The organism is Flavobacterium limnosediminis JC2902 (assembly GCF_000498535.1).
Lineage (GTDB): Bacteria > Bacteroidota > Bacteroidia > Flavobacteriales > Flavobacteriaceae > Flavobacterium > Flavobacterium limnosediminis.
In genome coordinates this window covers 459,564-473,513 of record NZ_AVGG01000001.1, presented here as the reverse complement: position 1 = coordinate 473,513, position 13,950 = coordinate 459,564, and the positions used below count along the sequence as shown (strand labels likewise).

At 40.8% G+C, this 13,950-nt stretch carries 14 protein-coding genes; 9 read left to right on the top strand and 5 right to left on the bottom strand.

What is annotated here, in order from left to right:
- Positions 1-15: 15 nt before the first annotated feature.
- From FLJC2902T_RS02120 to FLJC2902T_RS02095, 6 genes are all read left to right on the top strand, one after another.
- A complete protein-coding gene (locus FLJC2902T_RS02120) occupies positions 16-1,488 on the top strand; it encodes a lipopolysaccharide biosynthesis protein (RefSeq protein WP_023578140.1) in 1,473 nt (490 codons plus the stop codon).
- A gap of 42 nt (positions 1,489-1,530) precedes the next feature.
- Positions 1,531-1,965, top strand: coding sequence for a dUTP diphosphatase (gene dut, locus FLJC2902T_RS02115; protein ID WP_023578139.1), 435 nt, complete (start codon positions 1,531-1,533; stop codon positions 1,963-1,965).
- A gap of 120 nt (positions 1,966-2,085) precedes the next feature.
- Positions 2,086-3,096 carry a sugar phosphate nucleotidyltransferase gene (locus tag FLJC2902T_RS02110; protein ID WP_035676712.1) on the top strand — a complete coding sequence of 337 codons (1,011 nt, stop codon included), beginning with the start codon at positions 2,086-2,088 and terminating at the stop codon, positions 3,094-3,096.
- 3 nt (positions 3,097-3,099) lie between these two features.
- Complete coding sequence (locus FLJC2902T_RS02105; protein ID WP_023578137.1) at positions 3,100-4,452, top strand: tetratricopeptide repeat protein; 1,353 nt, start codon at positions 3,100-3,102, stop codon at positions 4,450-4,452.
- A complete protein-coding gene (locus tag FLJC2902T_RS02100; protein WP_035676705.1) occupies positions 4,452-5,216 on the top strand; it encodes a DUF4292 domain-containing protein in 765 nt (254 codons plus the stop codon). The genes FLJC2902T_RS02105 and FLJC2902T_RS02100 overlap by 1 nt, the downstream gene beginning before the upstream one ends.
- A 20-nt stretch (positions 5,217-5,236) precedes the next feature.
- The gene (locus FLJC2902T_RS02095; protein WP_023578136.1) at positions 5,237-6,487 is read left to right on the top strand and encodes a murein hydrolase activator EnvC family protein; all 1,251 of its coding nucleotides are present in this window, start codon (positions 5,237-5,239) and stop codon (positions 6,485-6,487) included.
- 82 nt (positions 6,488-6,569) lie between these two features.
- On the opposite strand, the gene FLJC2902T_RS02090 is transcribed toward FLJC2902T_RS02095, so the two are convergent.
- Both FLJC2902T_RS02090 and FLJC2902T_RS02085 read right to left on the bottom strand, forming a co-directional pair.
- On the bottom strand, positions 6,570-7,085 hold the full coding sequence (locus FLJC2902T_RS02090) for an acyl-CoA thioesterase (RefSeq protein ID WP_023578135.1): 516 nt from the start codon (positions 7,083-7,085) through the stop codon (positions 6,570-6,572).
- 71 nt (positions 7,086-7,156) lie between these two features.
- Positions 7,157-8,095, bottom strand: a complete 939-nt coding sequence (locus FLJC2902T_RS02085) for an HU domain-containing protein (protein ID WP_023578134.1) — start codon at positions 8,093-8,095, stop codon at positions 7,157-7,159.
- Between the two features lie 48 nt (positions 8,096-8,143).
- Between FLJC2902T_RS02085 and FLJC2902T_RS02080 the strand changes: the two genes are divergently transcribed.
- Together FLJC2902T_RS02080 and dprA are read left to right on the top strand one after the other, a co-directional pair.
- A complete protein-coding gene (locus tag FLJC2902T_RS02080; RefSeq protein WP_035676702.1) occupies positions 8,144-8,383 on the top strand; it encodes a hypothetical protein in 240 nt (79 codons plus the stop codon).
- Positions 8,380-9,483, top strand: a complete 1,104-nt coding sequence (gene dprA / locus FLJC2902T_RS02075) for a DNA-processing protein DprA (protein WP_023578133.1) — start codon at positions 8,380-8,382, stop codon at positions 9,481-9,483. The genes FLJC2902T_RS02080 and dprA overlap by 4 nt, the downstream gene beginning before the upstream one ends.
- Before the next feature lie 116 nt (positions 9,484-9,599).
- On the opposite strand, the gene trpS is transcribed toward dprA, so the two are convergent.
- Positions 9,600-10,571, bottom strand: coding sequence for a tryptophan--tRNA ligase (trpS, locus tag FLJC2902T_RS02070; RefSeq protein ID WP_023578132.1), 972 nt, complete (start codon positions 10,569-10,571; stop codon positions 9,600-9,602).
- Between the two features lie 163 nt (positions 10,572-10,734).
- On the opposite strand from trpS, the gene FLJC2902T_RS02065 reads away from it, so the two are divergent.
- Positions 10,735-11,484 carry a lysophospholipid acyltransferase family protein gene (locus FLJC2902T_RS02065; protein ID WP_023578130.1) on the top strand — a complete coding sequence of 250 codons (750 nt, stop codon included), beginning with the start codon at positions 10,735-10,737 and terminating at the stop codon, positions 11,482-11,484.
- A 147-nt stretch (positions 11,485-11,631) separates the two neighbouring features.
- Here the strand turns inward: FLJC2902T_RS02065 and FLJC2902T_RS02060 are convergent, their stop codons facing one another.
- Positions 11,632-13,401, bottom strand: coding sequence for an outer membrane beta-barrel protein (locus FLJC2902T_RS02060; RefSeq protein WP_035676699.1), 1,770 nt, complete (start codon positions 13,399-13,401; stop codon positions 11,632-11,634).
- Positions 13,398-13,943: an RNA polymerase sigma factor gene (locus FLJC2902T_RS02055; RefSeq protein ID WP_023578129.1), complete on the bottom strand. Its 546-nt coding sequence runs from the start codon at positions 13,941-13,943 to the stop codon at positions 13,398-13,400. Before FLJC2902T_RS02055 ends, FLJC2902T_RS02060 begins: the two co-directional genes overlap by 4 nt.
- Positions 13,944-13,950 lie beyond the last annotated feature (7 nt).

Sequence of the window (13,950 nt, the reverse complement as noted above, 5' to 3'; positions counted from 1 at the left end):
TCAAAACAAAATACCTTGAGTTTATACAAAAATCTTTTCAAGCAAACCTTCATTTACGGAATCGCCACAGTGCTTCCGCGGATGTTGAGCTTCCTGCTTGTTCGTTTATACACGGATTTGATGCCCACCAGCGCGTACGGCGAAGTTACCATAGTTTTATCATGGATGGTGTTTTTCAACGTGATACTTTCCTATGGGATGGAAACTGCTTTTTTCCGTTTCTACAATAAAGAAGAAAATAAAAAAAGCGTCATTGAAACCACAACGATTTCTATTTTTTGGACTTCAATATCATTTCTGTCCATCGCCTTATTGTTTCGGAATACATTGGCAGATTGGGCAGGTGTGGAAATTCAGTATGTAACGTATGCCATCTGGATTTTGGTTTTTGATGCGTTGGCAATCATACCGTTCTCAAAATTACGCGCCACGCAACGACCAATGAAATACGCAGTGATTAAAATTGGGAATGTGGTTGTAAACCTGGGACTCAATGTTTTTTTCTTATTGGTTTTGCCCAATTTGTCAGATTCAAATCCGGATTCCTTCTGGAGCAGCATTTACATTCATGATTTTCAGGTAGGTTATATATTTGTGGCCAATTTGATAGCGAGTTTGGCGACATTACTGGTTTTTCTTCCGGATTATATTTTCCTGAAATGGCAATTCAACATTCCGCTTTGGAAAAACATGATGAAGTACGGCTGGCCCATTTTATTTGCAGGTTTGGCTTTTGGAATTAACGAGCATTTCGATAAAATTTTATTGGAAAAATTATTGCCCGAAAATATAGCTTTATCCGAAGTCGGAGCTTATTCAGCCTGTTATAAATTGGGATTGTTCATGGTCCTGTTCCGAACTGCCTATACTTTGGGGATTGAGCCTTTTTTCTTCAGTCATGCCGGAAATGAGAATGCTCCGCAAACCTACGCGACCGTTACTAAATACTTTGTGATTTTCGGTTCCCTGATTTTATTGTGCGTGGTCGTGTTTGCCGATGTGTTGAAAGTAATTTTAATCGGAAATTCGGATTACTGGGAAGCCATGAAAGTGGTTCCTTTGATTATCCTGGCGAACTTCTTTCTCGGAATTTACACCAATCTTTCGGTTTGGTATAAGTTGATTGACAAGACAAAAGTCGGTGCTTATATTTCTGTTTTAGGGGCCGTAGTTACCCTGGTTTTAAACTTTTTGCTGATACCGAAATTCAGTTATATGGGTTCGGCCATAGCCACTTTGGCAGCCTACGGCTCTATGATGGCCATTTCATATTATCTGGGAAATAAGCACTATCCGATTCCGTATGATAAAAAACGCATCTTCGGGTATTTAGGCATCTCAACACTTTTGGCCGGACTTTCGTTTTATGTTCCGATTTTCCGCGAAAGCTATATTTTCGGAATCGTTGCCATCTTGGTTTTTACGTATTTCATTTATCACAACGAAAAAGAAACTTTACTGCGCGTAATCCGACGTAAAGTGGCTTAATTTTTTTACTTTTAGACTTTCATTATTTAAATTATCCAAAGAATGACCATTAAAATCATCAATAAATCACAACATCCGTTACCTAATTACGAAACAAACGCTTCGGCAGGGATGGATTTGAGAGCCAACCTAACTGATCCGATCACACTAAATCCTTTGGAAAGAGCCTTAGTGAAGACCGGACTTTTCATAGAATTGCCTATTGGATATGAAGCCCAAGTGCGTCCGAGAAGCGGATTGGCTTTCAAAAAAGGAATCACAGTACTGAATTCCCCCGGAACGGTTGATGCGGACTACCGTGGTGAAATCGGAGTTATATTGGTAAATTTATCCAACGAGCCTTTTGTAATCGAAAACGGTGAAAGAATTGCTCAACTAATCATCGCTAAACACGAACGCGCCGAATGGCTGGAAACCGTTGAACTTACCGAAACTTCCCGTGGCGAAGGCGGATTCGGGAGCACAGGAGTGAAGTAAGTCGGCAGATTTCAGTGTTCAGTTGGCACAGTTAGAATATCTGAGAAAAATAATATAAAATATCACTTTGCGCACCTGGGAAAAAACCTTTGCGCACTTTGCGGTTAAATTGAAATAAAAATGAAAATAATAGTACCAATGGCGGGACGTGGTTCCCGTCTTAGACCACATACATTAACTATACCAAAACCATTAATTCCCATTGCCGGAAAACCAATCGTTCACCGTTTGGTGGAAGACATAGCCGGAGTGATTCATCAGAAAATTGAAGAAATCGCCTTCATCATCCACGAAAGTTTTGGAAAGCAAGTGGAAAAGGATTTGATTGCGATTGCTGAAAAATTAGGTTCGAAAGGAACAATTTATTATCAGAATGAAGCCTTAGGGACAGCCCATGCCATTATGTGTGCCAAAGAAAGTATGAGCGGACCGATAGTGGTGGCTTATGCCGATACGCTTTTCCGTGCCGATTTTACGTTGGATACTTCGGCCGACAGCGTAATTTGGGTAAAACAGGTAGAGGATCCAAGTGCGTTTGGTGTGGTTCAATTGAATGAAAACAACGTGATAGTCGATTTCGTAGAAAAACCGAAAGATTTTGTGTCGGATTTGGCCATCATCGGTATCTATTATTTCAAAAGCGGCGAAACTTTACGTGCTGAATTACAATATTTATTGGATAATAATGTTGTTAAAGGAGGCGAATACCAATTGACCGACGCATTGGAGAACATGAAACAGAAAGGCCTGAAATTTGTACCGGGTAAGGTAGACGAATGGATGGATTGCGGAAACAAAGACGTAACGGTGGATACGAATTCCAGGATGCTGCGTTTTCTTCATAATGACGGTTCCAATCTGGTTTCGGATACGGTATGCATCGACAATTCCACCATTATTCCGCCGTGTTTTATCGGGGAAGATGTGGTTCTGATCAATTCGACTGTCGGACCCTATGTGTCATTGGGAAATGCAACGCATGTGATTAATACGAAAATAAAACATAGTCTGGTACAGACGCATGCACATATCAAAGACGCAAGTCTGGATAACGCCATGATAGGAAATCACGCCAAGTTTGACGGTAATTTCAAAAGTGTAAGTATCGGAGATTATTCCGTTTTAGAATAGTTTATGAAGGTAAGAGTTTGGATAAAAGAAGTAACTGTTTTGGGAACCATATTGTTTTCGGGACTGGCTTTTGCCCAAACCGAACCGGATTCGATTGCTTTGGCTAAGAACGATTTTGAAGAGCATTTTTTCGAAGCGTTAAAGCAGAAAGGCATAGAAAATTATGATAAAGCGATAGTTGAAATTGAACAATGTCTCGCCAAAGAACCCAATAATCCGGTGTTGCATCACGAGCTGGGAAAAAATTACCTGGCACTGAAAAAGTATCCGGAAGCACAACGGGCTTTTCAGAAAGCGGTCGATCTGAATCCGAAAGAACGCTGGTACTGGAACGGATTGTATGATGTTTTTTATGAAACGAAGGACTATGCACAATCGATCGTTGTGGTTCAGAAATTAATTGAGTTTGATAAGGATTTCCAGGACGATTTGGTTTCGCTGTACATGTACACCCGTCAGTTCGAAAAAGCCCTTGCCCTTATTGAAGAAATGGAGCGCACTTCGAATATTTCCCAAATGATGGAAACCTACAAGCTTCAGATTCTGAGCGAAAGTCAGTTCAAAAAACCGCAGAAGGAACATTTGGAAGAAGCCATACGCAAGTATCCGCAGGTGGAGGAAAACTACATTCAGCTGATTTACTTGTATACCGAAAGCAATCAGGAGGAAAAAGCAATGGAAGTGGCCAGGAAACTGGAACAGAACATTCCGAATTCCGATTGGGCGCAGGTAAGTCTGTTCAAACTTCATCTGAATAACGGAAACGGGGAAAAAGCTTCACAGGCAATGTATGCTATCCTGAACAGTTCCAAAATCGAACAGAAAATCAAGCACCGGGTTTTAAACGAATTCCTGATTTTTGTCAACAATACCAATACGTTTGATAAAGAATTGGAAAAGGCCGTGGATACTTTCGGAGACGAAACAACGGTCAACGTTGCCAAAGAGGTCGGCATCTTTTTTTTCAACAAGAAGAAAGCTGACAAAGCGATTTATTATTTTGAGAAGAGCCTGCTGAAACAAAAAGACGATATACTCGTTATAGAATTATTGCTACAAGCTTATACCGAAAGTAACCGGTTTGATAAAGTGTCCAAACGCTCAGAAGAGTATTTGGAGATGTATCCCACTCAGGCCCGATTGTATTATTACGCCGGGTTGGCACAAAATCAACTGAAAAATTATAAAAAAGCCATTACTTTTTTAAATACAGGAATGGATTTTGTAGTAGGTGATATTGATCTGGAAATTAATTTCAATATTCAATTGGGAGAAGCCTACAACGGACTGGGAGATCAGACAAAAAAATACACCTATTTCAACAGGGCGGAACAATTGTTAAAACAAAAAAAATAATGAAGAAATGGCTCGCAGTCTTCGGACTTCTTCTTATAGTTTGCTGTAAACCAAAGCAGTTGGTTGCCGAGAGCGGCGCCTCTGAAAATGTGGCTGTGTCCAAAGTGATTTCCGGGCATTACGCCAACAGGAAAAATTTTGAGACGGTAAATATTAAAGCCAATGCCCGTTACGAAGACGATAAGCAAGCACAAAATGTTACCGCAGAAATCCGCATCAAAAAAGATGAAAAAATATTGGTGATCGTTCGTTTTTTTGGGATTACGATGGCCAAGGCGATGATTACTCCCGAGAAAGTAAGCTATTACGAAAAAATGAACGGCAAATATTTCGAGGGGGATTACTCGCTTTTAAGCAAATGGTTGGGGACCGATTTGGATTTTCAGAAAGTACAGAATTTATTCCTCGGACTCGCTTTGGATGATCTGACGAAAGGGAAATATGAAGAATCGGTAGAAAACAACATGCATAAGCTGAAAAGTAAAAACAACGGTGCCACCGAAAAGGAGTTTTTGTTTGAAGGAGCCAATTTTCTGCTGAAAAAGGAAATTCTTACGCAAGAACAGGAAGGCCGTTCGGTGGAAATCAATTATCTTTCACACAAGGAATCCTCCAAAGGGATCATGCCTTTTGATATTTTCATACAGGCAATGCAAAAGGAGAAAGTTTCCATAGAAATAGGTTACAATTCGGTTGCTTTTGATGAAGAATTATCTTTTTCTTATGATGTGCCGAATGGCTACGAACAAATTTTTATTGATTAAATTTGCCAAAATTATTTACAATGCATAAAGTACTGCTCACTATATTTTTCTTTTGTTTAGCCACCGTTGCCTGGGCACAACCCAACGACGAGAAACAACGCCAACTGGAAGAACGAAAAGCCCAACTTCAGAAAGAAATTCAGGAGGTGCAACTTCGTCTTCAGGAAGAAAAGAAAAAAGAAAAAAATATTTTGGGACAGATAGCACAACAGAATAAAAAAATTCAGTTGAGCCAAAAACTGATCAACACCACTTCAAAGCAGAAGCGTTTGCTTTCGGATGATATTTATCTGAAACAATTGGAAATCAATAAACTGAACCGCGAACTGAAAGACCTGAAAACGGATTATTCCAATATGATTGTGAAATCCTATAAGAGTCGTTCCGAACAGAGCCGTTACATGTTCATCCTTTCTTCGCAGAATTTCCTTCAGGCCTACAAGCGCATGCAATACATGAAACAGTATGCCAGTTTCCGGAAAATGCAGGGGGATGAAATCAAAGTAAAAACCAATCAACTCTCCCAGGCAACCACGGTACTTGAAGTGAAGAAGAAAGAAAAAGAAAAAGTACTTAAGGAAAGCGAGCAAGAGAAAAGGGAGTATGAAAAAGACAAGGCCGAACAGCAACGCTTAGCCAAAATCGTTCAGAAAGACAAGAAAAAATACGCTGCCGAAATCAAGAAAATGCAGGCAGAGACAAGAAAGATCGACAAACAAATCCAGAAAATGATTCGTGAGGCGATTGCCGCAGCCAATAAAAAAGCCGCCGCTTCCGGAAAAACGATTGTCAACAAACCTTCATCCGGAGCAGCCGATCCTTCAAAATTTGTTTTAACAACGGAAGGAAAAGAATTGGCCGACAATTTCAAAGCCAGTCGCGGAAGATTGCCATGGCCGGTACAAAAAGGATTCGTATCGTTGGGTTACGGTGACCAGCCACACCCATCCTATCCGGATTTAACGGTTCATAACAGTGGGGTGGAAATTACCACGGAAAGCGGTTCCAATGCCCGTGCCGTTTTCGCCGGTGAGGTTTTGCAGGTACAGGTGATTAATGCTAATAATAAAGCGGTCTACATCCAACACGGAGATTATATCACGGTATATCTTAACTTGTCGAGCGTGGCAGTTGGGAAAGGTGATAAGGTTTCAGCAAAGCAGAGTATCGGTAGAATTCATACCAACTCCTCCGGAAAATCAGTGATGAAATTCCTGGTGTTGCAAAATACGACGACGCTTAATCCGCAGAGTTGGATTAGTAATATGTAAGAATAAAAAAGGCTGTCAATTTTTTGACAGCCTTTTTTAAATCTATAATCTTAATTCTGCAATCTGTAATCTGCAATCTACATTATTCCCCTAAAAACAACGCCTTCAATTCCGTAGCATCCGCCGCTTTCATTTTACCGGCCAGAATCAAACTCAATTGTTTTCTTCGTAAAGCCGCTTCAAAACGTTTTTTGTCTTCTTCGGTTTCCGGCACTACCTGAGGCACAGGTACCGGGCTTCCGGTATCGTCTACGGCTACAAAGGTGTAAATGGCCTGACCGACACTGTTTTTTATTCCGGTTTCACGGTCTTCGGTCCATACATCGCTTACAATTTCCATCGAACTGGTAAAGGTTCTGGAAACCCTTGCTTCAATCGTAACCACGGCACCCAACGGAATGGCTCTGTTAAACGCCACATGGTTTACCGAAGCGGTCACACAAATTCTCCGAGAATGTCTTCGGGCGGTGATGCTCGCAGCACGGTCAATACGTGCTAACAATTCGCCTCCAAAAAGATTGTTTAAAGGATTGGTTTCCCCAGGCAAAACCAGGTCGGTTAAGATGGTCAGGGAGTCGGATGGTTTTTTCTCTTGCATAGCGTGTGTGTTTTTACAAAGTTAGCAATAAAAACATAAAAAAATCCTCAAAAATTGAGGATTTAATAATTTTATAGCTCTTTAATCAGTAACCAGGCTTCTTTGCTGTGTGATTTATGAATTTCTTTCATTTTGGTTTGCGCTTCCGTATAACTTGCAAAACTGCCGTATAAAACCGGAAACAGTCCAAACTGATTCTGTTCAAGACGGATCGGTTCAAAGCCCAAAGCCTTCAGTTCGTCAAATATTTTATTGGCGTTGGTCTCATTGCGGAACGAACCCGCTACAATGTGATACGGTTTTATTGCATTCCCGGATACGTTCAATGTAACGGCCGGCAATGGATTTTCGATAAAGAAAGTCGCTTCCTGAATTTTGTTCTGAACTTTCTCCTGAACGGCTTTTTCCACCATCAGGCTGTCGTTGGCAAACTGTTGTTCGTATTGGTATTTATAAGCGGCTCCTCCCGCGCCAAGCGTCATTACTATGGCAGCGGCATATTTAAGGAAGGAGTAATTTTTCTTTCTTTCCGGTGTGAAAACGATTGGTGCTTTTTCTTCCAATGCTTCCACCTGAGCTTTTAACACTTCGCGTTGTACCGATGGGGAAACAACGGTGCTCAATCCGAATGCATCCGCAAGATAATTTACGGAAGTAATCGGTTCAAAAACCCAATTCAGTTCGGCATTCACCGAAATGGCACCGATGTTTTTAAGTGCCAGGGTTTCTCTTCGCTGCAATTGTTCTTTCCAAAGTGCCACCTCATTCTGAAGCGCAATTACCGCCGCATCATAGGTAATCTTTTCCTGTAAGGCCACATGGTTCGCCAACAAGCCGTCATTGTTTTTCAAATGCGGGTTATACGAAACCACCTTTTTGGGCGGATAAAACGTGTTGGTGTTTCCGTCGAGCTGAGCCGAGCGGATTTCCGTAAGAAATGCACCAAAACCAGGTACGATAACGCACTGGTAACGATAGAGTAAAGCCGAGATGTAGTTTTCAATCTTCATATTTACAAATTTAATTAATCAACAGCCATAACCAAAAATTATCAACAAATGTTATTAACAATTATGGTTTTTGTTGTAAACAATTGGGAGCGAATGGCTTGGGCTTTCTTGTGGTCCATTTTCCCGTTTTCCGTTATATTTTTATACCTGACAGGTTTCGAAAACCTGTCAGGTATAAAAGATGCCACTCCAACCGGGGCTAGGAAAGAAACGAAATTAATTTTTGTAATCTTTTTATTTCATATTCAAAGAAAAATGATTTTCTTTGAGCTTTATTATACGCCATGACAACATCCGATTTATATTACACGCTTGCCTTGTTAAAAGTGGAAGGGGTAGGTGACATCGTCGCCAAAAAACTCATCAGCCATTGCGGTTCCGCCGAAAAAGTTTTTACCGCCAAAAAATCCCAGCTCTTTGCCATCGACGGTGTGGGGGAGGTGCTTTATAAAAACCTTCAGCAGACTTCCGTTTTCGATGAGGCCAAAGCCGAGCTGAACTTCATTGAAAAAGAAAATATTGATTTCACTTTTTATCAGGAAGCACTTTATCCCGAAAGACTTAAACATTGCATCGACAGTCCCACAGTATTGTTTCAGTCCGGGAACATCGATTTGCAGAACAGAAAACTCATCGCCATTGTCGGAACCCGACAGGTCACCAGTTACGGTGCCGATTTCACCCGAAAATTAATAGAAGATTTAGCGCCGTTACATCCGGTAATCGTGAGCGGTTTTGCTTACGGTGTGGATATCGTCGCGCATCAGGCCGCCATTGATTGCGGTTTGCAGACCATAGGCGTATTGGCCCATGGCCTCAATCAGATTTATCCCAAAATGCATAAGAAATACATTGGAAAAATGGAGCAAAACGGCGGTTTTCTGACTGAATTCTGGAGTGGTTCCAGTCCGGAGCGCGAGAATTTCATCAAGCGTAACCGCATCGTGGCCGGAATGACTGAAGCTACTGTGGTGGTTGAGAGTGCCGAAAAAGGAGGTTCCCTGATCACCGCAAATCTTGCCAACGATTACAACCGCGATGTCTTTGCCGTGCCGGGAAGAAGCAGTGACAAGTACAGTCAGGGCTGCAACAACCTGATCAAGACGCAACGAGCGCATCTGCTGACTTCCGCCGCGGATATCGTGTACATACTTAATTGGGAAATTGAGAAAAAAGGTGTCAAACCTGTTCAGAAGCAGTTATTCGTTTGGTTAGAACCGGAAGAGCAAAAGGTGTATGATTTTCTTCAGAAAAACGGCAAGGAATTGCTGGATAGTATCGCACTGGAATGCGCGTTGCCGATTTTTAAAATTTCTTCCCTTTTATTAAACATGGAACTCAAAGGTGTCATTCGGCCTTTGCCGGGAAAATTGTTTGAGGCTATTTGAAAAGAGGATAAAATAAATAACCGCAGATTCTCAGATTATTAACGGAAATCTGTGAATCTGCGGTAGTTTAAAATGTATCAGAGTAGTCACAATTGGAGATTTTGACGTCTTCCTAATTATTCAAATCCTAATTTTTCTCTAACCCTTGCCAGAACGGCATCGGCTACTTTATGTGCTTTTTCGGCACCAATTTTTAGCAGGCGGTCTACTTCTTCAAGGTTATTGATGTAATGGTTGTATTTTGTTCTTTCGTTTTCGAATTTTGAAACAATCAGTTCGAACAATTCTTGTTTGGCATGTCCGTAACCGTAATTTCCACCCAAATAATTGGCTCTCATTTTTTCAATCTGTTCTGCGGAAGCCAGTAAAGTGTATATGGCAAAGGCGTTACAGGTATCCGGATTTTTCGGAGCTTCCAGCGGCGTGCTGTCGGTTTGAATATTCATGACCTGTTTGCGCAGCGCTTTATCGTCAAGAAAAATATTGATGAAATTATTTCGGGATTTACTCATTTTTTCTCCGTCTGTACCCGGAATAATCATTGTGTTTTCGTCGGTCTTCGCTTCTGGCAATACAAACGTTTCGCCCATCTGGAAATTAAAACGCGAAGCCACGTCACGGGTAATTTCCACGTGTTGCAACTGGTCTTTTCCTACCGGCACAAATTCGGCATCATACAATAAAATATCGGCTGCCATTAACATCGGATAGGTGAACAATCCGGCGTTAACATCTTCCAAACGGTCGGCCTTATCCTTAAAAGAATGAGCTAAGGTTAATCGCTGGAACGGGAAAAAGCAACTTAAATACCAGGACAGTTCTGCAGTCTGCGGCACATCACTCTGACGATAAAATACGACTTTATTGATATCCAAACCACAGGCAAGCCAGGCTGCCGCCGTACTGTAGGTGTTTTCGCGTAACGTTTTTCCGTCTTTGATCTGTGTTACCGAATGTAAATCGGCGATAAAAAGAAACGGTTCATTTTCGGGTTGGTTCGCCATTTCGATGGCGGGTAAAATAGCACCCAAAAGATTTCCTAAGTGTGGCGTTCCTGTACTTTGAACTCCGGTTAATATTTTTGCCATTTGTAAAAAAATTTACGCAAAGGTAAACGTTTTACTAAAATGTTTGGCCTGAATTGTTACATTTGGTGCTATGAAATCGCCACTAACAACAGGTTTGCGAAAGCAAACACCAATAAATAAAGGCGATACCATATATGACCTCTGACAGATAAATTTCACATATATGAAAATTTTAAAGATTCTTTTCTGGACGCTGTGGCGCATCTGGTTTTACATATTGGTTGTCGTACCAATCCTTGTGATGTTTCCTTTTTTGGTTTTGTCCATTCTCTCCGAAAAAACATACCCGCAATTTTTTGTATTAGCCCGGCTTTGGGCACGAATTATCCTTTACGGTATGGGGTTTTATTATAAGGTGGAACAGGAATACGAATTGGAGGACGGGAAAAGTTATATGCTGGTAGCGAATCACACTTCCATGATGGATATCATGCTGATGTTACTTTTGGTGAAGAAACACCCGTTTGTTTTTGTGGGCAAGAAAGAATTGGCTAAACTTCCTATTTTCGGATTTTTCTACAAACGCACCTGTATAATGGTAGACCGGAACAGTTCCAAAAGTCGTTTTGCGGTTTTTGAAAGGGCGCAAAAAAGAATTAATCAGGGTTTGAGTATTTGTATTTTTCCCGAAGGCGGTGTCCCGGAAGACGAGAGTGTGATGTTGGATGAGTTTAAGGATGGCGCTTTCCGCATTGCCATTGAGCATCAGTTGCCCATTTTACCGATGACCTTCGGAGATGTGAAAGAGCGTTTTTCGTTTACGTTCTTTAGTGGTAGTCCCGGTAGAATGAGGGTGAAAATACACAAGCCGTTTGAAACGATGGGGAAAACACTTGAAAATAAGAAGGAACTGAAAGATAAGGTTCATAATGTGATTTTAGATCAACTTTTGAAATTCGAAAACACAAAATAATAGAAATAAAAAAGCACTCTAACCCAGAAGAGTGCTTTTTACGCCGCTTCCCACCACAGGAAGCAACTGACTTAACTAAAACTTAACTTAACTAAAACTTAATTAACTAAAAAACTTACTAACTAACTAAAAAACTTACTAACTAACTTAAAAACTATAACTTATTCCGCTGTAAATGCCCACGAAATAGGGTTTGAAATTTCCGGCATTATCATTGTATGTATTGATTTGATATTTTAACATGGGCTCTACATTCGCATGAAGGTTTTTCATGAAACTGTAGCGCATTCCCAATCCGATATTGGTGCTGAAATGCAGTTTGTTCAGATTGTTCGCCTCGCCGATCGCAAGACTTGAATCGTGTGTAACCAATGAGACTTTGTTGTAGTTCAGCAATAATGAACTGATTCCTCCAATTGCCTCAATACCAAATTTTCTGTCCAGAATTTTATAGGTAACCTCAAGTGGGATTTCCACATAATTTATCTTGTGGCTTAGGTTTCCGGAGAACTGTTCGGTTACGATGCCGTTTTCGTCGTAGGCAATGTTTTTCGTTGACGAATTTGGATTATCAATCACAACACCTGTTCCTCTTCCGTTTTCATTCACATATTGCAAACCAGCACCATTTGAGGAATAGTAATAAGAAATATTATTGGTGCTGTATTCGAAATTAAGTGCGTTTAATCCGGTTCTTACCGACCATTTTTTATCCCATTCATATTTTAATCCGACACCGTAACTCATGCTGGTCTGGTAGCTTTTGGAGCTATTGTCAAATTTGGAATCCAGAGCCGAACCGGAACCGTTCAGATTCATGTAAATAGGGGCAATATTTGTACTGGCAATCCACTTTGAGTTTTTCTCTTTCGTGTCTTCCGAATCCCTCTTGTCGGTTTCTTTTTTGGCCTCGGTTCCTTCTGCAATCCTTATTTGTTTAGCCGCTGAAGAATCCGTAATCATAGGGGTGATTTCTTTAGCGTTGAAATTTGACATACTGTAGTTTGATTTTGGCTTGTTGTCAGCAACAGACAGAGAGGTTGTTTCTTTTGTTTCCAAAACGGGTTTGGTTACAGCTGTTTTACGGGTCTCCACCGCTTTGTTCGGAATATATTTATTGCCTACTTCATACGCTACTTTTGACGAATTCACATAAGGGTCGTGGTTGATGTCATAAGTGTTTTCGTCTGTAATTTCGTCCGTTTCAGAAATTCCGCTGAACAGTGTATTTATCTCATCTGATTCTGAAGCGCTTTTCTGTGTGATGGCTGTTTTTGCAGTTTGTCCGTTTTTCTCGCTTTGGGCAATGATGTCCGATTCGGATGACTTAACCGATATTGAAGCATTGGCAACTTTGTTTTTTCCGGCTGTTTGTGAAACGGTCGCCAAGCCATTTTGCAGGGTGTTGCCGTTGGTTTCTGAAGCAGTATGCTTTGCTTTGTTTATTCGGTTAGCTGAATGATGTTCCGCGGAAGCAACATTCTTATTGTTTTTATTGAGTGCGATATTGTTTTTTTCTGAAACTGATTTCGGTTCGGTTTCATCAATCTGCGCAACACCGTTATTGTCTTGTTTTGTTCCGTCTTTCTCAAAAGAACCCGGGGTAACAATACTGTTTTCATTCCGGTGTCCGGAAGAGTTGGGTTTCTCTCCCAGAGATTGTTTGTTGTCTGTATTTCTGTCAAAAGGGTTTGTCAGTCCGAAAGGCCCAGCGATAAAGGTTGTTGCAACCGAAAATCCGATTAGAAAAACCGCAATGAAACTGCACAGTCGCAACCATAGGGGAAGAAGTTTGGTTTCTTTTTCCTGCGGGTTCATTTTAGACTGAATGTTCTCCCACACCTTATCGGAAGGGGTCACTTCAAAGTCCTTGAATTTTTCCTTAAAAAGACGGTCTATGTTATTTAGTTCGCTCATTTAACAGATGAGAATATTTTATTTGCGTGTTGCGATTCAATTTTTTCTTTTAAAATCATACGGGCTCTGGCCAGATTTGATTTGGATGTTCCGACGGTTATCTTCAGCATTTCTGCTATTTCCTTATGTGAATAATCGTCCACCACATAAAGATTGAAAACCAGACGGTACCGGTCGGGCAGTTGCTGGATTATGGAAACCAGAAAATCCATTGAAACGGAATCTTCTTCTAATTCCACATCGGGCGAATCGGGAATGTTTTCATGTATTATCTCAAAAACACCCTCCGTGCGGTATTTCTGCAAAATATTATTTATCAGTACCCTTTTTGCCCACCCTTCAAAAGAACCTTTGAATTCGTACTTGTTTATTTTTTCAAAAATCAGGATAAAACCATCCTGCAGGTTGTCTTCGGCTTCGGTATAATTTCTGGAATATTTTAAACTGACACCGAATAATTTTGAGGCAAGAAGTCTGTACAGCTGCTCCTGAGCGGCTGTATCATTTCTTTGACAATTGTGTATGATTTGTTCTAACCCCAAGACAATT